At 46.3% G+C, this 21,687-nt stretch carries 37 protein-coding genes; 2 read left to right on the top strand and 35 right to left on the bottom strand.

The features are described from left to right. Positions 1-204: 204 nt before the first annotated feature. A complete protein-coding gene (locus tag FHS16_RS30810; protein ID WP_053373934.1) occupies positions 205-426 on the bottom strand; it encodes a hypothetical protein in 222 nt (73 codons plus the stop codon). A 225-nt stretch (positions 427-651) separates the two neighbouring features. After that, positions 652-1,278, bottom strand: a complete 627-nt coding sequence (locus FHS16_RS30805; protein ID WP_246432059.1) for a stage II sporulation protein M — start codon at positions 1,276-1,278, stop codon at positions 652-654. Positions 1,279-1,484: 206 nt separating this feature from the next. On the opposite strand from FHS16_RS30805, the gene pdaB reads away from it, so the two are divergent. Next, positions 1,485-2,294, top strand: a complete 810-nt coding sequence (pdaB, locus tag FHS16_RS30800) for a polysaccharide deacetylase family sporulation protein PdaB (protein ID WP_183571425.1) — start codon at positions 1,485-1,487, stop codon at positions 2,292-2,294. A 1-nt stretch (position 2,295) separates the two neighbouring features. Here pdaB and FHS16_RS30795 read toward each other — a convergent pair whose 3' ends face one another. Further along, entirely contained in the window at positions 2,296-2,919 is a 624-nt protein-coding gene (locus FHS16_RS30795; protein ID WP_312891135.1) for a KinB-signaling pathway activation protein, read from the bottom strand. 292 nt (positions 2,920-3,211) lie between these two features. On the opposite strand from FHS16_RS30795, the gene gerD reads away from it, so the two are divergent. After that, entirely contained in the window at positions 3,212-3,916 is a 705-nt protein-coding gene (gerD, locus tag FHS16_RS30790; RefSeq protein WP_183571423.1) for a spore germination lipoprotein GerD, read from the top strand. Between the two features lie 122 nt (positions 3,917-4,038). Here the strand turns inward: gerD and salA are convergent, their stop codons facing one another. The 32 genes from salA to rpsS form a co-directional block, all read right to left on the bottom strand. Further along, on the bottom strand, positions 4,039-5,166 hold the full coding sequence (gene salA / locus FHS16_RS30785) for an iron-sulfur carrier protein/transcriptional regulator SalA (protein ID WP_183571421.1): 1,128 nt from the start codon (positions 5,164-5,166) through the stop codon (positions 4,039-4,041). 194 nt (positions 5,167-5,360) lie between these two features. Beyond that, positions 5,361-6,149, bottom strand: a complete 789-nt coding sequence (gene cwlD / locus FHS16_RS30780; protein ID WP_183571419.1) for an N-acetylmuramoyl-L-alanine amidase CwlD — start codon at positions 6,147-6,149, stop codon at positions 5,361-5,363. 168 nt (positions 6,150-6,317) lie between these two features. Continuing rightward, positions 6,318-7,013, bottom strand: a complete 696-nt coding sequence (locus tag FHS16_RS30775) for a phosphoadenylyl-sulfate reductase (RefSeq protein ID WP_183571418.1) — start codon at positions 7,011-7,013, stop codon at positions 6,318-6,320. Positions 7,014-7,222: 209 nt separating this feature from the next. Further along, positions 7,223-7,615, bottom strand: a complete 393-nt coding sequence (gene rpsI / locus FHS16_RS30770; RefSeq protein ID WP_056635921.1) for a 30S ribosomal protein S9 — start codon at positions 7,613-7,615, stop codon at positions 7,223-7,225. A gap of 20 nt (positions 7,616-7,635) precedes the next feature. Continuing rightward, complete coding sequence (gene rplM / locus FHS16_RS30765) at positions 7,636-8,073, bottom strand: 50S ribosomal protein L13 (protein WP_053373925.1); 438 nt, start codon at positions 8,071-8,073, stop codon at positions 7,636-7,638. A gap of 181 nt (positions 8,074-8,254) precedes the next feature. Beyond that, positions 8,255-9,007 (bottom strand): tRNA pseudouridine(38-40) synthase TruA, encoded by a 753-nt coding sequence (gene truA / locus FHS16_RS30760; RefSeq protein WP_183571416.1) that lies wholly within the window; start codon positions 9,005-9,007, stop codon positions 8,255-8,257. Between the two features lie 351 nt (positions 9,008-9,358). Beyond that, positions 9,359-9,727 (bottom strand): 50S ribosomal protein L17, encoded by a 369-nt coding sequence (rplQ, locus tag FHS16_RS30755; protein ID WP_138756274.1) that lies wholly within the window; start codon positions 9,725-9,727, stop codon positions 9,359-9,361. Between the two features lie 45 nt (positions 9,728-9,772). Beyond that, the gene (locus FHS16_RS30750; protein WP_053373922.1) at positions 9,773-10,717 is read right to left on the bottom strand and encodes a DNA-directed RNA polymerase subunit alpha; all 945 of its coding nucleotides are present in this window, start codon (positions 10,715-10,717) and stop codon (positions 9,773-9,775) included. Between the two features lie 127 nt (positions 10,718-10,844). Beyond that, positions 10,845-11,240 (bottom strand): 30S ribosomal protein S11, encoded by a 396-nt coding sequence (rpsK, locus tag FHS16_RS30745; RefSeq protein ID WP_054025307.1) that lies wholly within the window; start codon positions 11,238-11,240, stop codon positions 10,845-10,847. Between the two features lie 19 nt (positions 11,241-11,259). After that, on the bottom strand, positions 11,260-11,628 hold the full coding sequence (gene rpsM, locus FHS16_RS30740) for a 30S ribosomal protein S13 (protein ID WP_054025308.1): 369 nt from the start codon (positions 11,626-11,628) through the stop codon (positions 11,260-11,262). Between the two features lie 19 nt (positions 11,629-11,647). Then, positions 11,648-11,761, bottom strand: a complete 114-nt coding sequence (gene rpmJ / locus FHS16_RS30735; RefSeq protein WP_003333770.1) for a 50S ribosomal protein L36 — start codon at positions 11,759-11,761, stop codon at positions 11,648-11,650. 39 nt (positions 11,762-11,800) lie between these two features. Next, positions 11,801-12,016 (bottom strand): translation initiation factor IF-1, encoded by a 216-nt coding sequence (infA, locus tag FHS16_RS30730; RefSeq protein ID WP_053373919.1) that lies wholly within the window; start codon positions 12,014-12,016, stop codon positions 11,801-11,803. A gap of 3 nt (positions 12,017-12,019) precedes the next feature. After that, the gene (locus FHS16_RS30725; RefSeq protein WP_183571427.1) at positions 12,020-12,301 is read right to left on the bottom strand and encodes a KOW domain-containing RNA-binding protein; all 282 of its coding nucleotides are present in this window, start codon (positions 12,299-12,301) and stop codon (positions 12,020-12,022) included. 8 nt (positions 12,302-12,309) lie between these two features. Then, positions 12,310-13,068 carry a type I methionyl aminopeptidase gene (map, locus tag FHS16_RS30720; RefSeq protein ID WP_183571414.1) on the bottom strand — a complete coding sequence of 253 codons (759 nt, stop codon included), beginning with the start codon at positions 13,066-13,068 and terminating at the stop codon, positions 12,310-12,312. Then, a complete protein-coding gene (locus FHS16_RS30715) occupies positions 13,068-13,718 on the bottom strand; it encodes an adenylate kinase (RefSeq protein ID WP_183571412.1) in 651 nt (216 codons plus the stop codon). Before FHS16_RS30715 ends, map begins: the two co-directional genes overlap by 1 nt. Before the next feature lie 91 nt (positions 13,719-13,809). Then, on the bottom strand, positions 13,810-15,111 hold the full coding sequence (gene secY, locus FHS16_RS30710; RefSeq protein ID WP_183571410.1) for a preprotein translocase subunit SecY: 1,302 nt from the start codon (positions 15,109-15,111) through the stop codon (positions 13,810-13,812). Beyond that, positions 15,112-15,552 carry a 50S ribosomal protein L15 gene (gene rplO / locus FHS16_RS30705; protein WP_053373914.1) on the bottom strand — a complete coding sequence of 147 codons (441 nt, stop codon included), beginning with the start codon at positions 15,550-15,552 and terminating at the stop codon, positions 15,112-15,114. It lies immediately after the preceding gene. Positions 15,553-15,591: 39 nt separating this feature from the next. Then, a complete protein-coding gene (gene rpmD, locus FHS16_RS30700) occupies positions 15,592-15,777 on the bottom strand; it encodes a 50S ribosomal protein L30 (RefSeq protein WP_076271422.1) in 186 nt (61 codons plus the stop codon). Positions 15,778-15,790: 13 nt separating this feature from the next. Then, positions 15,791-16,288, bottom strand: coding sequence for a 30S ribosomal protein S5 (rpsE, locus tag FHS16_RS30695; protein WP_054025314.1), 498 nt, complete (start codon positions 16,286-16,288; stop codon positions 15,791-15,793). A gap of 30 nt (positions 16,289-16,318) precedes the next feature. After that, on the bottom strand, positions 16,319-16,687 hold the full coding sequence (gene rplR, locus FHS16_RS30690; RefSeq protein WP_138756279.1) for a 50S ribosomal protein L18: 369 nt from the start codon (positions 16,685-16,687) through the stop codon (positions 16,319-16,321). A 60-nt stretch (positions 16,688-16,747) separates the two neighbouring features. Further along, positions 16,748-17,290: a 50S ribosomal protein L6 gene (gene rplF / locus FHS16_RS30685; protein WP_183571408.1), complete on the bottom strand. Its 543-nt coding sequence runs from the start codon at positions 17,288-17,290 to the stop codon at positions 16,748-16,750. Between the two features lie 31 nt (positions 17,291-17,321). Beyond that, positions 17,322-17,720, bottom strand: coding sequence for a 30S ribosomal protein S8 (rpsH, locus tag FHS16_RS30680; RefSeq protein WP_053373909.1), 399 nt, complete (start codon positions 17,718-17,720; stop codon positions 17,322-17,324). Between the two features lie 30 nt (positions 17,721-17,750). Beyond that, complete coding sequence (locus FHS16_RS30675) at positions 17,751-17,936, bottom strand: type Z 30S ribosomal protein S14 (RefSeq protein WP_037291562.1); 186 nt, start codon at positions 17,934-17,936, stop codon at positions 17,751-17,753. A gap of 26 nt (positions 17,937-17,962) precedes the next feature. After that, complete coding sequence (gene rplE / locus FHS16_RS30670; RefSeq protein ID WP_053373908.1) at positions 17,963-18,505, bottom strand: 50S ribosomal protein L5; 543 nt, start codon at positions 18,503-18,505, stop codon at positions 17,963-17,965. A 31-nt stretch (positions 18,506-18,536) separates the two neighbouring features. Then, positions 18,537-18,890, bottom strand: a complete 354-nt coding sequence (gene rplX / locus FHS16_RS30665; RefSeq protein ID WP_076271424.1) for a 50S ribosomal protein L24 — start codon at positions 18,888-18,890, stop codon at positions 18,537-18,539. Positions 18,891-18,937: 47 nt separating this feature from the next. Then, on the bottom strand, positions 18,938-19,306 hold the full coding sequence (gene rplN / locus FHS16_RS30660) for a 50S ribosomal protein L14 (RefSeq protein WP_054025318.1): 369 nt from the start codon (positions 19,304-19,306) through the stop codon (positions 18,938-18,940). Positions 19,307-19,353: 47 nt separating this feature from the next. Next, entirely contained in the window at positions 19,354-19,617 is a 264-nt protein-coding gene (rpsQ, locus tag FHS16_RS30655; protein WP_183571406.1) for a 30S ribosomal protein S17, read from the bottom strand. Positions 19,618-19,670: 53 nt separating this feature from the next. Then, on the bottom strand, positions 19,671-19,871 hold the full coding sequence (gene rpmC / locus FHS16_RS30650; protein WP_053373905.1) for a 50S ribosomal protein L29: 201 nt from the start codon (positions 19,869-19,871) through the stop codon (positions 19,671-19,673). Next, positions 19,861-20,295: a 50S ribosomal protein L16 gene (rplP, locus tag FHS16_RS30645; protein WP_028609647.1), complete on the bottom strand. Its 435-nt coding sequence runs from the start codon at positions 20,293-20,295 to the stop codon at positions 19,861-19,863. The genes rpmC and rplP overlap by 11 nt, the downstream gene beginning before the upstream one ends. A gap of 2 nt (positions 20,296-20,297) precedes the next feature. Further along, entirely contained in the window at positions 20,298-20,960 is a 663-nt protein-coding gene (rpsC, locus tag FHS16_RS30640) for a 30S ribosomal protein S3 (RefSeq protein WP_183571404.1), read from the bottom strand. A 13-nt stretch (positions 20,961-20,973) separates the two neighbouring features. Continuing rightward, complete coding sequence (rplV, locus tag FHS16_RS30635; RefSeq protein ID WP_183571402.1) at positions 20,974-21,309, bottom strand: 50S ribosomal protein L22; 336 nt, start codon at positions 21,307-21,309, stop codon at positions 20,974-20,976. Positions 21,310-21,352: 43 nt separating this feature from the next. Continuing rightward, complete coding sequence (gene rpsS / locus FHS16_RS30630) at positions 21,353-21,634, bottom strand: 30S ribosomal protein S19 (protein ID WP_183571400.1); 282 nt, start codon at positions 21,632-21,634, stop codon at positions 21,353-21,355. Between the last annotated feature and the right edge of the window lie 53 nt (positions 21,635-21,687).

Here is a 21,687-nt window from a genome sequence, read left to right as displayed (position 1 = left end):
TGTTTGAAATGCTCATTACTTGTTATCGCTTTTTCGCTTATCCCGAAGGATTTGCGAGGCAGTTATTACTCGTTGTTCAGTTTTCAAAGAGCAATTTACTCTTTCGTGTCAGTCGCCTGTGTCTCGTTGGCGACAAGAAATAATATATCACAGGGGCCCAATTAAATGCAACCCCTTTTTAAAAGTTTTTTTAATAACACGAATTTATCGATAAGAACGCGCATTTAACGCGTACCGCGAAAGTTCTTTCGGCGAGGCAATTCTTGCGTACATGCGAAAGATGATTTTGTATCGTCTTGTAATAGCCTGCTTAATATCTCCGTCTAATCGTGAATCATTCAGGTCGAGCAGCATTTCATCCAGTTCTTTCCGAAGGACATAGTCGAGTTCTTTGCATTCTTTATCGTTGAATAGTATTCCGAGCATAGCCGTAAGTGACCTCCTTTAGTTGTAAAGCGCAACTAGACCGTCCTTTAACCAAGATGAAACGGCTATCGCCAACCTCTGGCAGCCCAGCGCGTTTCATTCCGAGAAATATAGAGAAAGGATGAAGAAATCACAAACTTTCCTATATTTGAACAAAAAAGCAACGCCTCACGCCAATGCGTTTCGACACTGCTTTACTGTTATGCTCAAATATTGGAAAAATTATTACATCGTTAACAGCCATGTTGTAAATGTACTTTCAATAATGGCTGCAATTAGAAGCGATATTGTCAAAACAACCATCATCGGTACCGTTCTGGCAACGAACCCTTCGAGCTCTTCTCCTAAGCGGCCGGACTTCGATCTTGCGAACATAAGGGAACCTAATGCCTTGAAAACCAATACACCAAATCGCATCCCATACGCGCAAGCAATAATAATTGCAGGAATCTCCAGTATCCCGTGCGGGAGCAGTCCTTTTACGATGATCTCCAGGACATATCCACCCCCATGCAGCTCAGCCATGCTTTTCAGCAAATAACCAATCACCATGCCGTTCACGACCAAAAAGAAAAACGGCAGGATGCCTAGCATAGCACCCAAATACATCACAACGATGGACTTAATCGCATTATTCAAAAAGATAAAGACAATCATGGTTAAAGTAGGATTGCTAGAATCATCGATCATATTCGAAATTTTCCCGAGCCCCTCCAGCTGTCCATCTAGAAATGACTTAAATGCCGGATTAATACCCCCAATGACCATTCCCGCCAGAAAAAGGATAGCAGCAAACGCAATATACGGATTCATTCTTTTGAAATAGTCCCAATTCACCTGCCATTTGAACAAAAGATTCCCCTCCAGATTCACATTCTTCGCATGATTGATGAATATATCGAATGTACGAGCATAGATTGTACAACAAGCGTAAATGACATCCGCTCTCCATGGAAGCAGTTGTCCATTTCGCAATAAAAGATAAGCGAAGTATAAAGGTCGGATTTATACTTTCTTAGCTTTGTACAAGCTTCCATTAGAGAGGAGTGCCCTTCCCCATGAATGTGTTTTATGTATTGAACGGCCGAAAGTTGAAACGCTATTTCCTAATCGCGATTGCTGTCGTCTTCTCCGTCGGCATCATTTACGCGGAGCGTGACAACATTACCGTGTTTGCCCCACAACAGCCTGCAGCTATCTACAGCGTGCCCACTGATAAGAAGGTCGTTGCCTTAACCTTCGATATTAGTTGGGGAGACAAACGAACAGAGCCCATCCTTAATGTTTTGAAGGAAAAAAACATTAAGCAGGCAACTTTCTTCCTGTCATCGCCTTGGAGCCAATCCCATCCGGAAATCGTGAAAAAAATTCAAGAAGCCGGATATGAGATCGGCAGCCACGGCCACAAGCATGACAACTACAGCAAGCTTAGCGATGAAGAGATTCGCAAGCAGATTACGACTGCGCATACGATTTTATCCGACGTGACTGGCAAGCAGCCGAAATTAATCCGACTTCCTAACGGCGATTTTGACAAACGCGTGCTCCGCATAGCGGAGGAACTGCAATACAAGGTCATTCAATGGGATACCGATTCACTCGACTGGATGAATATCGGAACGGATAAAATCATTAACCGGGTCGTTACTCGTGCACATCCAGGCGATATCATTCTGTTTCATGCAAGCGACTCAGTCAAACAAACGCATGAAGCCTTGCCTGCAGTCATCGATCAGCTGCGCGAGAAGGGCTATGACTTCGTGACTGTAACCGACCTTATCACACAAACAGAAATCGACGGCAAAGCAGTGCGGGACAAGACAACGTCTACTTTCCCGCAGCTGAATGCCGCCGAGCTGGAATACTAATCTATACGACCGGCTTTGCGGCAATTGGCGCTGAGTCGGTTGTTTGCTTTTTGACAAGTCGATGCATCATCATAATTTGGTATGCATTGCAGACAAACAGAGGAACCATCATAAAGATAATGGCGGAAACGTTCGTCTCGCCCTGGAGCGCCGGCCAGGATTCAATAAAAGTGACGACGAACATCAGGAACATCGTTGGAACGAAAGCCGTTTTGTTCGTTTGCTTGACCTTGAACCATGAAACAACACCAGAAAGTATAAGCAGGACTAACGGCAGCAACCAGAAAAACCAATTGTTCATACGCTGTTCAAACAACAGGTAGCCGAGACCGGCAGCCGCAAATATCGTTGTGTACCCTTGCAAAGCGTTCCATAGATATTTTTTGCCAAATACACTTAGAGCGATGTAGTTTAACGTTAAATATGCGAAAAAGCCCATTTGGCTAAATGCCCCGATCATGAGTCCAACTAAAGCCATCATTAACGCGTTGAACCCTACCGCCTTAAAGCCTAGAAATCCAAACTCCGGATCGACCCATGCCATAATCGCACCGGTAACCACGCAAGCTAGTCCCCCGACTACCATGCCGCTCCAAAATAAAAAAAACCACTTTTTTAAATTCACGTTCCGAATCCTCCTGAATGTTTATGACGGCTGCTCCGATATGCGGTACAACCCTAAATAACAATGTCAATCGCACTGCTAATGGCTATTATGGATGACAACTGCATACTGCAATGCTTAAATGCTTCCGTATTACCCTTTATTTTACCACGTTCACAACAAAAAGCTAACGATTGTCCATGATAATACGGTGAACAATGCGCATAATAAGACCGTGATTCATCACTTTTAGAACGAATTGGTCAACCTTATGGCATACAGCAGTACCGACATAGAAAGGAGCATGCGAAGAATGCGTAAGAGGTGGGCTTTATTGTTGGTTATCCCAAGCATGTTGGTTGTGCTTGCAGGGTGCGGTGCCGAGCCGTCGGGAGGAAACGAACAGGTCAGCTACAAGGACTTGAAATCCATGGTCATCGATATCCTCAAAACAGAGGATGCGCAAAAAGCACTTCAGGAATCGTCTCAGCAAATCTCCGGCTACTCCGGACAGACCTCCAAGCTGCTGTCGGTACAAGATCAAGAAGAGGTTCGTTTAGCCGTCAAGGATGTGTTGATCTCTCCGCAGTATGATAAGGTCATTAAAAAATTGATGGTAGATCCTCGATTTGCCGGGGAGTTCGCGAAATCCGTCAATAAGCAAAACAAAGATATCCACAAAGAATTAATAAAGGATCCCTCTTACCAGGCTGATTTGATTAAGGTGCTCAAAAATCCAGAGATGGATAAGATGATCCTTGAGGTGCTGCAAAGCACGCAATACCGCAAAGAGGTCATGTCACTCATGCAGGATGCGATGCAGAACCCATTGTTCCGCTTGGAAGTGCTTGATCTAATGAAAAAAGCGGTTCAAGAAGAGCTCAAGCCGAACCCTGACGAGAAAGTCGATAAGAAAAAGGATGAAGGCTCTGGGGAAGAGGAGCAGAAATCAGAGGAAGAAGACCAGCAAGGCGATGATTCCGGTTCAGGAGACGAGCAAAGCGACTCTGGCATGTAACAGGACTGGCTGATTCCTTTGCATGAGAAGGTTCTACGTTTGTAAAAAGCCCGAACATGGTTGTCCAAGTTAGAAGCTGGCTTATAGCTTCGGGACACTCCGTTCGGGCTTTTGCTTTTATATTAGCTTTCGCATTTGGCCAATACGCTGTCGGCGAGTTCCAAGTAAAGCTGTCCGGTTTCCGTATCCGCTTTGTATACCGACGGGGCAAAATCATGCTCGGATACATGATTGTCAGGCGCTCCGAGCGGAATTTGGGCAAGCAGCTCCGCATGCAGGTTCTCTGCCAAGCGCGCGCCCCCGCCGCGACCGAATACATATTCCTTCTCACCTGATGACTTGGACACATAATAGGACATATTCTCCACGACGCCGATGATTTCATGCTCCGTCTTAATCGCCATGGCGCCGGCACGAGCGGCAACGAATGCTGCTGTCGCATGCGGCGTCGTTACGATAATTTCTTTGCTTTGGGGGATGATCTGATGAACGTCAAGCGCGACGTCCCCCGTTCCAGGCGGAAGGTCAAGCAGCAAATAATCCAGCTCGCCCCATTCGATTTCCTGGAAGAAATTCCGAAGCATTTTGCCAAGCATCGGTCCGCGCCATACAATTGGGCTATTGTCTTCAACAAAAAAGCCCATGGACATAACCTTGACTCCGAACTTTTCAATCGGAATTACGCGCTCGTTCACGACCTCTGGACGTTCTTCAATGCCCATCATGTCAGGCACGCTAAAGCCGTAAATGTCGGCGTCGATAATCCCGACGCGCTTGCCCCTGCGGGCTAAGGCGACCGCGAGATTAACGGTCACCGTCGACTTGCCGACGCCGCCCTTGCCGCTGGCGACGGCGATGAACTGCACGCCGCTGCTAGGATCCAGCAGCGCAGTGGCCAGACCGGCACCGTGGCCCTCGATGGGCGCGGAGCCGTTAGCTTTGCCGGCACCGCCGGCGCTAGCCGCGGCCGGTGCTTTGGCAGCCGCAGGCGGCGGCGTGGACGCGCCTGCGCCCGCGGCTGGCGCTGCCTCGGCCCGAAACCGGAAGTGCACGGTTTCGGCGCCCAGGCGCGCCAGTGCCTCGCGGAGCGAGGCTTCAAGCGCGGGATGCGAAGCCGCGCCAGCCCATAGGACCGTCATGGATACCTGACGGTCCCGAACCATTATGTCGCGGATGGCGATCCCATCCGCCTTATATGGTGCCGTCACCGATTCGACGGCTTCTATTACTTGTTCACGTGTCAACGTCATTTATGTCCCACCTTTATATAATTAAAACCATATAATAATGATTATAACACAGGAAGCCGAGCATCCAACCCTTCCGTCGAAACGCACTGTTCTATGCTCTTTGTTCTATGCTCTTTGTTCTATGCTCTATGCTCTATGCTCTATGCTCTTTGCTTTAATGTTCTTTGCTCTATGCTCTATTCAGCAACAACTGCTCACTTCATTGTTACTTCATCCTGCAGCACGCTCCCACTGAGCTTCTCCCCGGACATATAGCGAAGCACTCCTTCATAAATAGAGGCAGCTACTTGTCTCTGATATTCCGTGTCTGCAAGCCGCTGCGATTCACCGGGATTGGAGAGAAAACCAACCTCTACTAACGCTGTTGGGATATTTTCGATTGCTTTGAGCACATATACATCCTTCACGGTGGCCGCTACACGTGTCGTATTTTCCAAATTGCGTTTGATTTCATCTTGAATGAATGTGGCCAAAACACGATTATCCGGGTGATTGGCGGGATGAAAAAAGGTTTGTGCTCCCGACCACTTTGTCGATGGAATGCTATTCATGTGAATGCTAATTACAGCAGCTGGGTTACTTCCTTTGATCAAAGCAACTCTCTTTTTCAAGTCCTCGGTCTTCCGCTTGCTATAAGCTCTAGCGTCTCCAGTGGCGAGATCATAATCGCCTTCCCGCGTCATTACGACCATAGCGCCAGCTTGCTGCAGGTAATCACGCAAATACAGCGCAATCGCGAGATTCAGGTCCTTCTCAATCACACCTTGCTTGCTAACCGCTCCGCCATCCACCCCTCCATGGCCAGCATCAATAGCAATAGTCTTCCCTGACAATGGAAGCGTCCAGTAGGACCATGTTTTAGCTGAAGGCATCGTTTGTGTAAGCAATATACCGGTCAAAGCAATCACCAGCAGACCTATCGCAATGCGTATAGCCCCTTTGTACGTCATCCATACGACAACATGACGACCTATTCGGCGCATAAAAAAAACCACCCCGTCCCCATTAAATGAATACGCGGCATCGGGCAGCTCTTATAAGCCTAATGCTCACTTTCATTTATATGGGACGAGATGGTTATTTATGAGACAAACCTTTATAGAATTGTTGGAATCAACCTATCGGCTGCTCCGACATGTCATCGATAAAGCTTATTTATGCAATCCGCATTCTGTTTTCTCTTGTCCCGACCAGCGTCCAGCACGAGGGTCCTCGCCAGGCATAACCTTGCGTGTGCATTGCTCGCAGCCAATGCTTGGATAATTTTGGTCATGCAGCGGATTGTAGATAACATCATTCTCGCGAATATAATTCCATACATCCTCAGAGGTCCAATGTGCGATCGGGTTGAATTTAACGAGACCGAACTTTGTATCGTATTCAATTTTTTTGGAGTTAGCACGCGTTGGCGCCTGATCACGGCGAATACCGGTAATCCATGCGCTGTACTTCGAGAGAATATTAGTCAATGGCTTCACTTTACGAATATTGCAGCAAGCATTCGCATCGGACTTCCAGAGCTCTTCGCCGAATTGCGCGGCTTGCTCCTCCGTTGTTAGTTCCGGTTTCACTTCTACGAATGGGATTCCTGGGTAACGTTCAACCATTCTATCACGTGTTTCATACGTTTCCTTGAAATGATAATCCGTATCCAAGTAGAAAATATCTGTCGTTGGGCTCACTTTTTGCAGCATGTCGACTAGAACAACATCCTCTGCCCCAAAGCTGCAGGCGAATGTAATATTAGGGAAAGTTTCAACCGCAAACGCAATAACTTCTTCCGGTGTCGCGTTTTCGAGTTCTACTTCCTTTAGTTTAATAAGCGCTTCTTTCTCAAAAAGGTTCATTTGAATGCCCTCCTTTATTAAATCCTAGTAAATTAGTCTGTAATGAAATTATACGTCCTGCGAACATAATGTTCAATATAAGTTTACACCAAAATGAAATAAAGTTATGGGATATAACAAATTGACACGATTGCGAGCGCAATTTAAGCAGTAACGCAAAAAAAGTGCCCTCTCTGACTTGCAGAGAAAGCACTTTTGCCGAATACGAATTAACGTTTCGAGAATTGTGGAGCACGACGAGCCGCTTTAAGACCGTATTTTTTACGCTCTTTCATACGCGGATCACGAGTTAGGAAGCCAGCACGTTTAAGAGCCGGACGGAATTCTGGATCTGCTTTAAGCAGAGCACGGGAAATACCGTGACGGATAGCGCCTGCTTGACCGGACATACCGCCGCCGTTAGCAATTACAAGCACATCGTATTTCGACAATGTATCCGTAAGGTTAAGCGGTTGTTTTACGATCAGCTTCAATGTTTCTAGACCAAAATATTCATTAAGGTCGCGTTTGTTAATAATGATTCGTCCTTCACCCGGCACAAGACGTACACGTGCAACAGAGTGTTTACGACGACCGGTTCCATAGTATTGCACTTGAGCCATGAAACTTGTCCTCCTCTTTATTACCCGCGAAGTTCGTAAACTTCAGGGTTTTGTGCTTGATGTGGATGTTCCGCACCTGCGTATACTTTAAGTTTAAGCTTCATTTTGTCGCCAAGACGGTTCTTAGGCAACATGCCGTGTACAGCCAGTTCGATAACGCGTTCTGGCTTGTTCTTGATCATCTCTTGTGCCGGAGTAGCTTTCAAGCCACCGGAGTACATGGAGTGACGGTAGTAAATTTTATCTGACATTTTCTTACCTGTCAGATGGATTTTTTCAGCGTTGATAACTACAACGAAATCGCCTGTATCAACATGTGGCGTAAATGTCGGTTTGTGTTTGCCGCGGATCAGGGCAGCAACTTCACTCGCCAAGCGGCCTAGCGTTTTGCCTTCCGCATCGACGACGAACCATTTACGATCAACTTCAGTTGATTTAGCCATATAAGTGGTGCGCATGGATGATCCTCCTTAATTTCATACATTAATCGTTTTATAACAACATAATTGTTGGTTTGTTAGTTCATTGTAATTCGCCAAGTTTGTGACAATCTCAGTCGGGGCTGTGGGTTAGCCACTTCGAAAGCACAAGTTATATTCTACTATAAAATATAGTTAAGTGCAAGTAAATTATAGTGATTTATCCCTGTTTTTCGCTGGAATATTCAACATCTAAAAGCATCAATCCATGCGGCATTGCCGTAGGACCTGCGAGCGAGCGATTACGCCCCTCTAAGATGCTTTTAATCTCAGATGAAGCCATTTTCCCTTCGCCAACCCATAATAAAGTTCCCATTATGACTCGAACCATATTGTACAAAAAACCATTCCCGGTGATGTACATATGTACGATCGGGCCCTCTTGTACAAAATCTGCTTCATAGATCGTGCGTACATGATGAGGCTTGGTTGAATGGATGGATGTAAATGAAGTGAAATCATGTTTCCCTACTAGGAAACGGAGTCCTTCACGCATCGCATCCACATTCAGCGGCGTCGGATGATGAAAGCGGTATTGACGGCCAAATACATCAGGAAACTTCCCAGTATCAATCGTATAGCGATACGTTTTACGCTTGGCGGATCTTCTGGCATGGAAATGCTCTGGCACATCATATGCTTCGATAATGACAATATCCTTAGGCAGCCGCGTGTTAAGGGCGATTGCCCATCTCTCCGTCGGAATCGTCGATTCCGTATAGAAATTGAACATTTGTCCTTGAGCATGTACTCCCGCATCGGTACGTCCCGAACCAATAATAATTGTCGTTTCTCCCGTTAGCTTCTTAATGGCCTTTTCAATTTCACCTTGGACCGTTCTGCCGTATGGCTGCGTTTGAAAACCGTTAAAGCCGGCTCCATCATAACTGACCTTTACGCATATATTCCTCAACCTTTTCCCCCCTTTTGCTAAAGGGAATCCTACACATCTGAAGCACTGTACGAAACCGTGCTTAAAATTGCGCCCTCTCGACATCCTTACGGTGTCGCATAAGCTCATCTTCTGCTTCCTGGCTGCATTCCTCAGTATAAAAACAAACCGGTTTTGCAAATAAAAAAAGGTGGCCTCAAGGGTCCACCCTTTTCACTAAAATATAAGAAGTATAGGGAAGCCCATATACTTGCTTATATTTTGTAGCGTTAGCGTTCCTGTGCCCGCCAGAGGCAGGCATAAGCCGTTTGCGCTCGCGTATAAAGCTTGGACAAGGTTTAACGCTGTGGACAAGCTTATACGTTTATTAGATTACTCCGCGCGGTCAACCAATTCCAGGTAAACCATTGGCGCAGCATCGCCGCGACGGGGTCCTAGTTTTAGAATACGCGTGTAGCCACCTGCACGCTCCGAGTAACGAGGAGCTAGATCAGAGAACAGCTTTTGAATAGCGTCTTTTTCTCCGTCAACCGTTTCGCGACGAACATAAGCAGCTACTTGACGACGAGCATGAAGATCACCTTTCTTAGCTTTAGTGATCAGCTTTTCAGCGATAGAACGAACTTCTTTCGCTTTTGCTTCAGTCGTTTGGATACGCTCATAAAGGAACAAGTCAGTAACGAGGTCACGGAACAAAGCTTTCCGCGCACTAGCGTCACGTCCTAATTTTTGATATGCCATCTTGTTTTTCCCCTCCCTTGCTCTTTTGTCTTCACTAGTTGGTTACTACTCTTCCATGCGCAGGCCAAGGCCTAGTTCTTCAAGCTTCTCTTGAACTTCCTCAAGTGATTTACGGCCGAGGTTACGAACCTTCATCATGTCCTCTTCGGATTTCGTGATCAGCTCTTGAACGGTATTGATACCAGCGCGCTTCAAGCAGTTGTAAGAACGGACAGAAAGATCAAGTTCCTCGATCGTCATCTCTAGAACTTTCTCTTTCTTATCTTCTTCTTTTTCAACCATAATTTCCGCATCTTTGGCTTCATCGGTTAATCCAACGAACAAGTCCAAATGCTCAGTGAGAATTTTAGCGCCGAGGCTTACAGCCTCTTCCGGTCTAATACTGCCGTCAGTCCATACTTCAAGCGTAAGCTTGTCGTAGTTGGTAACTTGACCGACACGTGTATTTTCAACGCTATAATTAACGCGAGTAATTGGCGTGTATATCGAATCAACGGGAATTACCCCAATCGGCTGTTCGTCTTTCTTGTTGCGGTCCGCTTGCACGTAACCGCGTCCCCGATTAGCAAAAACCCGCATATGGAGCCGCGCGCCGGAAGCCAAGGTTGCGATGTGAAGATCAGGGCTTAAAATCTCGACATCGCTGTCTGCTCGAATGTCGCCCGCTGTAATATTCCCTTCGCCATCCGCGTCGATTTCCAACACCTTTTCTTCATCGGAGTGGATTTTCAACGAGAGGCCCTTCAGGTTCAGAATGATTTCGGTAACATCCTCAATCACTCCGGGAACCGTAGAGAACTCGTGAAGCACTCCATCGATTTGAACCGAGGTTACTGCTGCACCCGGCAACGAAGACAACAAAATTCGGCGAAGCGAATTTCCAAGCGTCGTGCCATATCCGCGTTCAAGCGGCTCAACGACGAAACGTCCGTAAGTTCCCTCATCATTCAGTTCTACGGTTTCGATTTTCGGCTTTTCGATCTCAATCACTAATAGTACCCTCCTTCAAACGTCGCTCCGTAAGCTTACCGTTAATTTAAGTCAAACCTTGTAGTATGCCAAACCTTCACAACCATTATTCACAAGTTGTTGTTATTTGATACCACATCGGATCCAACTATACGCGACGACGTTTCGGAGGACGGCATCCGTTGTGAGGAACTGGTGTTACGTCTTTAATGAGGTTAACTTCCAATCCAGCTGCTTGAAGCGAACGAATCGCTGCTTCACGGCCAGCGCCTGGTCCTTTTACCATCACTTCTACGGTTCTCATGCCATGCTCCATTGCTGCTTTCGCAGCCGTTTCAGCAGCCATTTGAGCTGCGAAAGGCGTGCTCTTACGTGAGCCTCTGAAACCCATGTTACCAGAGCTTGCCCATGAAATCGCATTGCCGTGCGGATCCGTGATCGTAACGATCGTATTGTTGAACGTTGAGCGAATGTGCGCAACGCCAGTCTCAATATTTTTCCGGTCGCGACGTTTCGTACGAACGACTTTTTTTGGTTTAGCCATTGTCCATTATCCTCCCTTCTTATTTCTTCTTGTTAGCTACAGTCCGACGAGGACCTTTACGCGTACGCGCATTTGTTTTCGTACGTTGACCGCGAACAGGCAAGCCGCGACGGTGACGAAGACCACGGTAGCATCCGATTTCAGTCAGACGTTTAATGTTAAGCGAAATTTCACGACGCAGGTCGCCTTCTACTTTAACAGATTTATCAATTGCTTCACGAAGGCGAGCAAGTTCATCTTCTGTCAAATCGCGAACGCGAGTGTCGTAGCTAACTTCAGCTGTATTCAAAAGTTTTTGCGACGTTGTTTTGCCGATACCGAAAATGTATGTCAGGGCGATTTCGACGCGTTTGTCACGCGGCAAGTCTACACCAGCTATACGTGCCATAGGCTATATTCCCCTCCTTCTATCCTTGTTTTTGTTTGTGTTTCGGATTTTCACAAATCACCATAACGTTGCCTTTGCGACGAATGACTTTGCATTTTTCGCAGATCGGCTTTACCGAAGGTCTTACCTTCATTGTGATTACCTCCCGAATCTTTCGTGAGTAAGCAGCTGCTTACTTACGATAGGTGATGCGCCCTTTTGATAAATCATAAGGCGATAACTGTATAACCACCTTGTCTCCTGTCAGGATGCGGATAAAGTGCATTCTGAGCTTACCGGAAACATGTGCGAGAATTTGGTGACCGTTCTCCAGTTCCACCTTAAACGTGGCATTCGGCAACGGCTCTATAACCGTACCTTCGACCTCAATGATGTCTTCCTTAGCCAAGCGTCATTCTCCTTTCGCATTAACATACTTCTGAATAGCGTAACGTAACTTTGCGTTGGTCACCCTGCCGGTTTCTTGCATACTGCTTGAAACCTCAGAACTAATTGCAGGCTGTAACTCGAGATGTAGAACGTTCTTTCTCTTCGGCTGATCGAATCGGCGCTTATGACCATCAGCAATCGTGACGAATCGATCATCAACGATTGTTAAAATAACAGCATAGCTTTCCTCATCTTTACCGCGAAGAACTTTGACGAACTGACCAATCTGGGGACGAGCATCCATTGTCATGCTTATGACTGCTGCGGCAGAATGGTCAATATTTCAAAGCCGTCCTCTGTAACAGCTACTGTATGCTCGAAATGTGCACACCATGAGCCGTCTTCCGTTACAACCGTCCAATTGTCTTCGAGCGTACGGACATATCGTTCACCGATATTAACCATTGGTTCGATTGCAAGCACCATTCCGGTCTTCAAACGAGGGCCGCGATCAGGTATGCCGTAGTTCGGTATTTGTGGTTCCTCATGGAGGTCCGCGCCGATTCCGTGCCCTACGTATTCCCTAACTACGGAGAATCCTGCATCTTCAATTACCTTTTGAATAGCGTGCGAAATTGTATATAGTCTAATATCTGGTTTGATAAGCGCAAGCCCCGCATATAGCGATGCTTCCGTTACATCAAGCAGCTTCTGAACATCAGGCGTTACTGCTCCAACCGCATAGGTCCAAGCCGAATCGCCATGATACCCTTCATACTGCGCACCGATATCGATACTAATAATATCGCCTTCGTTCAACTTGCGTGAACCAGGGAAGCCGTGCACCAGCTCGTCATTCACAGAAGCACAAATGCTGGAAGGAAAACCATTGTAACCTTTGAAGGATGGAATCGCATTTTGACTCTTAATGAACGTTTCAGCGATTTGGTCAAGCTCACGAGTTGTGATGCCTGGTTTCACAGCCTCCGCCATCAATCGATGCGTTTCCGCAACAATGCGTCCAGCTTCCCTCATATATCGCAGCTCCGATTCGGATTTGCAAATAATCATTACAATGAACCTCTCAAGTTGGAAATAATGTCGGATGTTACGACATCAATATCCTTCTCGCCGTCGACTTCGCGAAGGAGACCTTTAGCACTGTAGTAATCAAGAAGAGGAGCCGTCTTAGATGAATACTCATCCAAACGCGTACCAACCTTTTCTTCTGTATCATCAGAACGCTGATACAGCTCGCCGCCGTCTTTGTCGCAAATACCTTCGACCTTAGGCGGGTTAAAGATTACGTGATAAGTCGTACCTGTCGTTTTCGATATGCGTCTGCCCGTCAAGCGAGCAAGCAGCAAACTGCGATCAACCTTTAAATTTACAACATGGTCAATACTGCGTCCGAGCTCCGCAAGCATAACATCGAGTGCTTCTGCTTGTTGCAGTGTGCGAGGAAACCCGTCGAGCAAGAATCCATTTTTGCAATCGGATTGTTCAAGTCTTTCCTTCACAATACCGTTCGTGATCTCATCGGGAACGAGCAAGCCTTGATCGACATACTCTTTCGCTTTGATTCCAAGTGCGGTTCCTTCTTTCATAGCGAGGCGGAAAGCATCGCCAGTAGAAATATGGGGAATACCGAACTCTTCAACGATCCGTTCAGCTTGTGTACCTTTACCGGCTCCCGGGGGGCCCATGAATAAAATGTTCATTGCTGAGTTCCTCGCTTTAAGCACAATAGGCTCGGGCGGGCTACCGCTGTGCGCAAGTTGACGAACGCGGAAGCCCGGTCAGAACCTATTGTTATTTATTGATAAACCCTTTGTAATGGCGTTTGATCAACTGGCTCTCGATTTGCTTCATCGTATCTAGTGCAACACCGATAACGATTAGGAGCGAGGTGCCGCCTAGCTGTACTGATTTAGGTAATCCAGCAAGTGTACCGAAGAATACCGGAATGACTGAGATAACCGCCAGGAAGATCGCTCCTGTCAACGTGATCCGCGACATAACGCGAGTCAGGTATGACGAAGTTGGCTTACCTGGACGAATGCCAGGAATGTAACCGCCGTTCTTCTTCATCTGATCAGCCATTTGAACCGGATTAATTTGCACGAAAGTGTAGAAGAAGGTAAACCCGATAATTAACAATACGTACAATACCATACCAAGCGGTTGGTCATAGCTCATATTTTTAATAATCCAGTCTGCCCAATTCTGAGTAGCCCAGAACTGAGCAATCGTAATCGGGAACATAACGAGCGATACCGCGAAGATAACCGGGATAACGCCAGCGCCGTTCACTTTCATAGGAATGTGAGTCGACTGTCCGCCGTACATTTTCCGTCCAACAACACGCTTGGCGTATTGAACAGGAATTTTACGAATACCTTGTTGTACGAATATAACACCGACAATGATTGCGATGATCGCAACCAGAACCAGTACCATTTTGATAATGTTCAGGAACAACTGATCTTGAGCACCTACGAACTGATCTTCAACAATCGTACGAATGTGTCCAGGGATACCAGCTGCAATTGCTGCAAAGATAAGAATGGAAATACCATTTCCGATTCCTTTTTCCGTGATTTGCTCACCAAGCCACATCAAGAAAGCAGTACCTGCAGTCAAGATAATCGCGATGAGAACATAATCGACGAATGTCGCGCCAACAATCATTTCGTAACCGTATTGACGGTTAAAGCCGATTGCCGTAGCGAAACCTTGGATCAAGCCAAGTACAATCGTACCATAACGAGTGATTTGTGCGAGCTTGCGTTTACCGTTCTCGCCTTCCTTTGCCCATTCCGCAAACTTAGGAATAACGTCCATAGACAACAGCTGTACGATAATCGACGCTGTAATGTATGGTGTAATTCCGATTGCGAAGATTGAGAATTGGAACAAAGCACCGCCGGAAAACGTGTTAAGCAAGCCGAACAGATCCGCACCGGCTGCATCAACCTGCTTAAACACATCTTTGTTTACATCGGGAACCGGGATAAACGAACCGATGCGGTAAATCAAAAGGATGAAAAGGGTGAAGAGGATCCTTGTACGAAGATCCGCCACTTTCCAAATGTTGGACACGGTCTTGAACAATTAGATCACCTCGGTTTTACCGCCGGCAGCCTGGATTTTCTCTACCGCAGATTGAGAGAACTTGTTTGCTTTTACAGTAAGTGTAACGCTAACTTCACCATTACCCAAAATTTTAATTCCTGCGAGCGGGTTCTTAACGATCCCAGTCTCGATGAGAACTTCTGGAGTGACTTCAGTTCCTGCTGCAAACGCATTTAGTTCTTCAATGTTGACAATCGCGTACTCTTTGCGGAACGGGTTGTTAAATCCACGTTTCGGCACTCGACGATACAAAGGGTTTTGTCCGCCCTCGAAACCAGGACGAACGCCGCCGCCGGAACGAGCGTTTTGACCTTTGTGACCTTTACCGGCTGTTTTACCGTTACCGGAACCGATACCGCGACCTTTGCGCTTTGGCGCTTGGGTTGAGCCCGGTGCTGGTGCTAGCTCATGCAATTTCATCGTTCGTGCACCTCCTTATTTATTTCTTGGAACTACATGCTATTCTTGTACTTCTTCTACTTTTACCAAGTGACTAACAGTGTTAACCATGCCGCGGACAGCTGGGCTGTCGTTCAAAACAACTGCCTGACGAATCTTTTTAAGACCGAAAGATTCAACCGTTGCACGTTGTTTCTCGTTGCGACCGATTAAACTGCGAACGAGGGTGATTTGCAATTTTGCCATCTTATTTCCCTCCTTAGCGTAACAGCTCTTCGACTGTTTTTCCACGTAGCTTTGCAACTTCTTCCACGCGTTTAAGACGGGAAAGACCTTCAAGCGTTGCGTTAACCATATTCATGGAGTTCGAAGAACCTAGCGATTTCGTCAAGATGTCGCCGACACCAGCAAGTTCGAGAACTGCACGAACCGGGCCGCCAGCGATAACGCCAGTACCTTCAGAAGCGGGCTTCAGAAGAACTTCACCTGCTCCGAAATGTCCGAGAACAAGGTGGGGAATAGTCGTGCCAACGATTGGAACGTGGATCAGGTTTTTCTTAGCATCTTCGATACCTTTGCGGATTGCATCAGGTACTTCGCCTGCTTTACCGATCCCTGCGCCAACGTAGCCTTTACCGTCGCCGACTACTACAAGTGCACTAAAGCTGAAACGGCGTCCGCCTTTTACAACTTTAGATACGCGATTGATATTAACAACTTTTTCAGTCAGTTCTAACGTATTTGGATCTACACGCAAGTCGTTTAACCTCCTTATAAATAAAGTCGATTAGAATTCTAGGCCAGCTTCGCGAGCTGCTGTAGCAAGTGCCTGAATTCTGCCGTGATACAAGTAACCGCCGCGATCAAATACTACTTGGGTTACACCCTTAGCTTGAGCGCGTTTCGCAATCAATTCTCCGACTTTGCTCGCTGCATCGATGTTGCCACCGTTGCCAACCGCTTCAGTCAATTCTTTATCCTGTGTGGATGCAGAAACGATTGTTACGCCTGAAACATCGTCGATTAGTTGAGCATACATATGCTTGGAGGAACGGAATACAGATAGACGCGGACGTGCAGCTGTACCGTTAATTTTTTTACGAACACGAAGGTGTCTTTTCAGACGAGCCTTGTTTTTGTCGCCTTTCGTAATCATACAAAGTTCACTCCTTTCTTTCAGCCTTAAGACGCTATCTTAAGCAAACGGACCGTTTGCTTATTTTTTCTTACCAGCTTTACCTTCTTTGCGGATGATGCGTTCGCCTTCGTACTTGATACCTTTACCTTTATACGGCTCTGGTTCACGTACGGAACGAATTTTTGCAGCAGTTGCACCAACGAGCTCTTTATCGATACCGCGAACAGTGATTTTCGTGTTTGCCGGTACTTCGAATTCGATTCCGTTATCAGGTGCGATCTCGACTGGGTGAGAATATCCTACGTTAAGTACGATTTTATCACCAGCTTTATTTGCACGGTATCCAACGCCTACTAGCTCCAAGTTTTTGAAGAAGCCTTCAGTAACGCCACTCACCATGTTAGCGATGACGCTGCGAGTTGTTCCGTGCAACGAGCGATGCAATTTATTATCGGAAGGACGTTCTACTTGGATTTCCGTTTCCGTTACATTCACTTTCATATCTTTGTGAAGTTCACGGGAAAGCGATCCTTTCGGTCCTTTTACAGTAATTACTGTGTTGTCCAAGTTAATTGTTACGCCGTTAGGCACTTGGATTGGTTTGCGACCAATACGGGACATTGTTACACCTCCTATCTTTGTGACTTGTTACTTACCAAACGTAGCAAACTACTTCGCCGCCGGATTTAACCTGACGAGCTTCTTTATCAGTCATAATCCCTTTGGAAGTGGAAATGATAGCAATTCCAAGTCCACCGAGTACACGGGGGATTTCAGTTGATTGTGTATAAACGCGAAGGCCTGGTTTCGAAATACGTTTCAAGCCAGTAATAACGCGCTCTTGGTTAGGGCCGTATTTCAAGAAAATACGGATAATCCCTTGTTTGTTGTCTTCGATATATTCAGCGTCGCGGATAAAACCCTCGCGCTTCAAAATCTCAGCGATTTGCTTCTTCATTTTCGAAGCGGGCATTTCCACGGTCTCGTGACGAACAACATTCGCATTACGAATGCGTGTCAACATATCTGCAACCGGATCAGACATAACCATTGTGTTAACCTCCTTCCCAAACTAGGCTGATTACCAGCTTGCTTTTTTAACGCCAGGAATCTGGCCCTTATGTGCTAACTCACGGAAACAAATCCGGCAAATTTTAAACTTTTGCAAAACAGAATGCGGACGGCCGCAACGCTCACAGCGCGTATATGCACGCACTTTAAATTTCGGTGTGCGTTGTTGCTTCACTTTCATCGAAGTTTTTGCCACTGGGTATTACACCTCCTAAAAGTGGATTACTTCGTAAACGGCATGCCCATTTGGGTCAGCAGTTCACGAGATTCTTCGTCCGTTTTTGCCGTCGTGACGATGACGATGTCCATACCGCGCACTTTATCGACTTTGTCGTACTCGATCTCTGGGAATATCAATTGCTCTTTCAAGCCAAGCGTATAGTTACCACGGCCATCAAAAGCTTTGTTTGATACACCGCGGAAGTCACGTACACGCGGAAGAGAAATGTTGAACAGTTTATCTAGGAAATGATACATACGCTCGCCGCGCAATGTAACTTTAACCCCGATTGGCATGTTCTCACGAAGTTTGAAGCCTGCAATAGACTTCTTCGCACGAGTAACGACTGGTTTTTGACCGGAAATGATACGTAGTTCTTCAACTGCTACATCAAGGATTTTCGAATTGGAAACCGCTTCGCCTACCCCCATGTTGATAACTACCTTCTCAATCTTCGGCACTTGCATAACAGACGTATAGTTGAACTTCTGCATAAGAGCAGGAGTTATTTCGTTTAAGAAACGACCTTTCAATCTTGCTGCCATTGATCATGGACCTCCTTTCCTACCGTAACGATTAGTCGATTACTTCTCCGGAACGTTTCGCGATCCGAACTTTCTTGCCGTTGTCGAGCACTTTGTATCCGATACGTGTTACTTTACCGCTTTTCGGATCGATATGCATAACGTTTGAAACGTGAATCGGCGCTTCTTGTTCGATAATACCGCCCTGTGGATTAGCTTGCGATGGACGAGTATGTTTCTTAACAGTATTTACACCTTCTACGAGTACGCGGTTTTCACGCGGATACGCAGCGATAACGCGGCCCTTCTTACCTTTGTCTTTACCGGTAATGACGATAACCGTGTCGTCTTTTTTCACGTGCAATTTATTGTTATGGGATTCGAGTACTTTTTTCAGCCTTGGCATGAGTTACACCTCCTGCACGCTTGTGCTTTCAAGCTTATATTTGGTTCTTAGATAACTTCTGGTGCTAGTGATACGATTTTCATGAAATCTTTATCACGAAGCTCACGGGCAACTGGTCCAAAGATACGAGTACCGCGCGGGCTTTTGTCTTCCTTAACAATTACAGCTGCATTTTCGTCAAATGCGATGTACGAACCGTCTTTACGACGAACCGAACGCTTTGTACGAACGATAACCGCTTTAACAACGTCACCTTTTTTGACAACGCCGCCTGGTGTTGCTTGTTTAACTGAGCAAACGATCAAATCGCCGATGTGTCCAACGCGACGTCCCGTTCCACCAAGTACACGGATACACATTAATTGCTTTGCGCCGGAGTTGTCAGCAACCGCTAAGCGCGAGAATGGTTGAATCATTTCAACGTCCTCCTTTCGGAAAAATGCTCAGGTACTGCATACGCTCATTAGATAATAACAGCAACTTCAACGACTTCTACAAGTCTGAAGCGTTTGTCTTTCGATAGCGGACGAGTCTCCATGATTTTCACGATATCGCCAATTTTCGCTTGGCCATTTTCATCGTGCGCCTTAAATTTTTTCGTAACTTTAATGCGTTTATGGTACAAATCGTGTTTTTTGTAAGTCTCAATAGCAACAACGATTGTTTTATCCATCTTGTCGCTTACCACTTTGCCAATTAGAACTTTACGGGCATTGCGATCGCTCATGTGTTCTTCCTCCTTCCTCCAGCCGTGTTTATGCATTCATGTAAGGGTTTTGACTAGCTGCTAATTCCGAGTTCTCTTTCACGCAAAATCGTTTTAGCACGAGCGATTCCTTTACGCACATCACGGATCCGAGTCGGGTTATCCAATTGACCAGTAGCCAGTTGGAAACGAAGATTGAAAAGCTCTTCTTTAAAACCAGCGACCTGTTGTTCAAGCTCAGCGGAGGTTAGGTTTCTAAATTCACTAGCTTTCATTTGCTTCACCACCCACTTCTTCACGTTTCACGAACTTAGTCTTGATCGGCAATTTATGAGCCGCAAGACGCATCGCTTCACGAGCGGTTTCTTCGGATACACCAGCAAGTTCAAACAGGATTTTTCCTGGTTTAACTACGGCTACCCATTTCTCAACGTTACCTTTACCACTACCCATACGCACTTCAAGAGGCTTTTGAGTAATTGGTTTAGCAGGGAAAATCTTAATCCACACTTTACCACCACGTTTGATGTAGCGAGTCATTGCAATACGAGCCGCTTCGATCTGACGGTTGGTAATCCATGATGGTTCTAGAGCTTGAAGACCAAATTCGCCGAATGCTACTGTAGTGCCGCCTTTAGCGCGACCCTTCATATGACCGCGTTGTTGTTTGCGGTGTTTGACACGTTTAGGTACCAACATGATTAGTTGCCTCCTTCCTGGGGAGCTTTCTTCTTAGTCGGAAGGACTTCGCCGCGATAGATCCATACTTTAACGCCAATACGGCCGTATGTTGTAGCCGCTTCAGCCGTGCCGTAATCAATATCTGCACGAATTGTATGAAGTGGTACTGTTCCTTCGCTGTAGCCTTCCGAACGTGCGATTTCCGCGCCACCGAGACGACCGCTAACTGCGGTTTTAATCCCTTTAGCACCTGAACGCATGGAGCGTTGAATTGCTTGCTTCAATGCGCGACGGAAAGATACACGACGCTCAAGTTGTTGTGCGATGCTTTCAGCTACAAGAATAGCGTCAAGATCTGCATGTTTGATTTCAGAGATGTTGATGTGTACTTTTTTGCCTTTAGTGATTTTACCAAGCTCAGTACGAAGGTTTTCTACTTCGGAACCGCCTTTACCAATAACCATACCTGGTTTAGCGGTTTGGATCGTTACGTTCACGCGGTTAGCTGCACGTTCGATCTCGATGTGAGAAACTGCTGCGTCTTTCAGCTTGTTTTTCAAGTATTCACGGATTCTAACGTCTTCCATTAGAAGATCGCCGAAATCTTTTCCCGCGAACCATTTGGACTCCCAATCACGGATAACTCCGACCCGGAAGCCTACTGGATTTACCTTTTGACCCACACGTAATCCCTCCTTATTTTTCAGATACCACCAAGGTAATGTGGCTGGTTCTTTTATTGATCCGGCTTGCGCGACCCATCGCACGAGGACGGAAACGCTTCATCGTTGGCCCTTGGTTAACGAAAGCTTGCGATATAACCAATTTGTTTACGTCAAGCTGGTAGTTATGCTCAGCGTTAGCAATGGCAGAGTTCAGCAGCTTCTCCAAAATTGGGGATGCAGACTTAGGCGTGTGACGCAAAATCGCGATTGCTTCGCCAACTTGTTTACCGCGAATCAAATCCGCAACAAGCTGTGCTTTACGGGGAGCAATACGGATAAATTTAGCGTGCGCTTTAGCTTCTGGCATGTAGGAACCTCCTCTCGTTCAGTTAGAGATGTTTAAGGGCAAATTAACGTCTGCCCGTTTTTTTGTCTTCACCAGCATGGCCTTTATACGTACGAGTTGGTGCAAATTCACCAAGCTTGTGTCCAACCATATCTTCCGTTACATATACCGGCACGTGCTTGCGACCGTCATATACTGCAAACGTGTGACCAATGAATTGCGGGAAAATGGTCGAGCGGCGGGACCAGGTTTTGATAACGACCTTTTTCTCAGATTCGTTCAATACCTCGACTTTTTTAAGCAGGTAACCGTCAATAAACGGCCCTTTCTTTAAACTGCGACCCATTTGTGTTCCTCCCTTCATATAAGCGGTAGCGATACTCTCGTATCACGCGGTTT

The organism is Paenibacillus endophyticus (genome assembly GCF_014192395.1).
GTDB classification, from domain to species: domain Bacteria; phylum Bacillota; class Bacilli; order Paenibacillales; family Paenibacillaceae; genus Pristimantibacillus; species Pristimantibacillus endophyticus.
The sequence above is the reverse complement of the archived record's forward strand: the minus strand, read 5'-3'. Positions and strand labels throughout refer to the sequence as shown.

Coding starts and splice junctions, on each gene's coding strand:
- FHS16_RS30775 (WP_183571418.1), bottom strand. CDS start 7,013: ATGAACCTTTTTGAGAAAGAAGCGCTTATTAAACTAAAGGAAGTAGAA.
- gerD (WP_183571423.1), top strand. CDS start 3,212: ATGCGTAAGAGGTGGGCTTTATTGTTGGTTATCCCAAGCATGTTGGTT.
- rplM (WP_053373925.1), bottom strand. CDS start 8,073: ATGCGCACCACTTATATGGCTAAATCAACTGAAGTTGATCGTAAATGG.
- FHS16_RS30715 (WP_183571412.1), bottom strand. CDS start 13,718: ATGAACATTTTATTCATGGGCCCCCCGGGAGCCGGTAAAGGTACACAA.
- FHS16_RS30810 (WP_053373934.1), bottom strand. CDS start 426: ATGCTCGGAATACTATTCAACGATAAAGAATGCAAAGAACTCGACTAT.
- rplE (WP_053373908.1), bottom strand. CDS start 18,505: ATGGCAGCAAGATTGAAAGGTCGTTTCTTAAACGAAATAACTCCTGCT.
- rpsH (WP_053373909.1), bottom strand. CDS start 17,720: ATGGTTATGTCTGATCCGGTTGCAGATATGTTGACACGCATTCGTAAT.
- rpsS (WP_183571400.1), bottom strand. CDS start 21,634: ATGGGTCGCAGTTTAAAGAAAGGGCCGTTTATTGACGGTTACCTGCTT.
- rplN (WP_054025318.1), bottom strand. CDS start 19,306: ATGATTCAACCATTCTCGCGCTTAGCGGTTGCTGACAACTCCGGCGCA.
- rpsQ (WP_183571406.1), bottom strand. CDS start 19,617: ATGAGCGATCGCAATGCCCGTAAAGTTCTAATTGGCAAAGTGGTAAGC.
- rplR (WP_138756279.1), bottom strand. CDS start 16,687: ATGATTACGAAAGGCGACAAAAACAAGGCTCGTCTGAAAAGACACCTT.
- salA (WP_183571421.1), bottom strand. CDS start 5,166: ATGACGTTGACACGTGAACAAGTAATAGAAGCCGTCGAATCGGTGACG.
- pdaB (WP_183571425.1), top strand. CDS start 1,485: ATGAATGTGTTTTATGTATTGAACGGCCGAAAGTTGAAACGCTATTTC.
- rpmJ (WP_003333770.1), bottom strand. CDS start 11,761: ATGAAGGTAAGACCTTCGGTAAAGCCGATCTGCGAAAAATGCAAAGTC.
- rplO (WP_053373914.1), bottom strand. CDS start 15,552: ATGAAATTGCATGAGCTAGCACCAGCACCGGGCTCAACCCAAGCGCCA.
- rpsM (WP_054025308.1), bottom strand. CDS start 11,628: ATGGCACGTATAGCTGGTGTAGACTTGCCGCGTGACAAACGCGTCGAA.
- rpmC (WP_053373905.1), bottom strand. CDS start 19,871: ATGAAAGCTAGTGAATTTAGAAACCTAACCTCCGCTGAGCTTGAACAA.
- map (WP_183571414.1), bottom strand. CDS start 13,068: ATGATTATTTGCAAATCCGAATCGGAGCTGCGATATATGAGGGAAGCT.
- rpsI (WP_056635921.1), bottom strand. CDS start 7,615: ATGGCTCAAGTGCAATACTATGGAACCGGTCGTCGTAAACACTCTGTT.
- cwlD (WP_183571419.1), bottom strand. CDS start 6,149: ATGCGCCGAATAGGTCGTCATGTTGTCGTATGGATGACGTACAAAGGG.
- FHS16_RS30725 (WP_183571427.1), bottom strand. CDS start 12,301: ATGGATGCTCGTCCCCAGATTGGTCAGTTCGTCAAAGTTCTTCGCGGT.
- rplF (WP_183571408.1), bottom strand. CDS start 17,290: ATGTCCCGTATTGGTCGCAAACCAATCCAAGTGCCTAACGGCGTAACA.
- rplQ (WP_138756274.1), bottom strand. CDS start 9,727: ATGGCATATCAAAAATTAGGACGTGACGCTAGTGCGCGGAAAGCTTTG.
- rpmD (WP_076271422.1), bottom strand. CDS start 15,777: ATGGCAAAATTGCAAATCACCCTCGTTCGCAGTTTAATCGGTCGCAAC.
- rplP (WP_028609647.1), bottom strand. CDS start 20,295: ATGTTGGTACCTAAACGTGTCAAACACCGCAAACAACAACGCGGTCAT.
- rpsK (WP_054025307.1), bottom strand. CDS start 11,240: ATGGCTAAACCAAAAAAAGTCGTTCGTACGAAACGTCGCGACCGGAAA.
- rplX (WP_076271424.1), bottom strand. CDS start 18,890: ATGCCAAGGCTGAAAAAAGTACTCGAATCCCATAACAATAAATTGCAC.
- rplV (WP_183571402.1), bottom strand. CDS start 21,309: ATGCCAGAAGCTAAAGCGCACGCTAAATTTATCCGTATTGCTCCCCGT.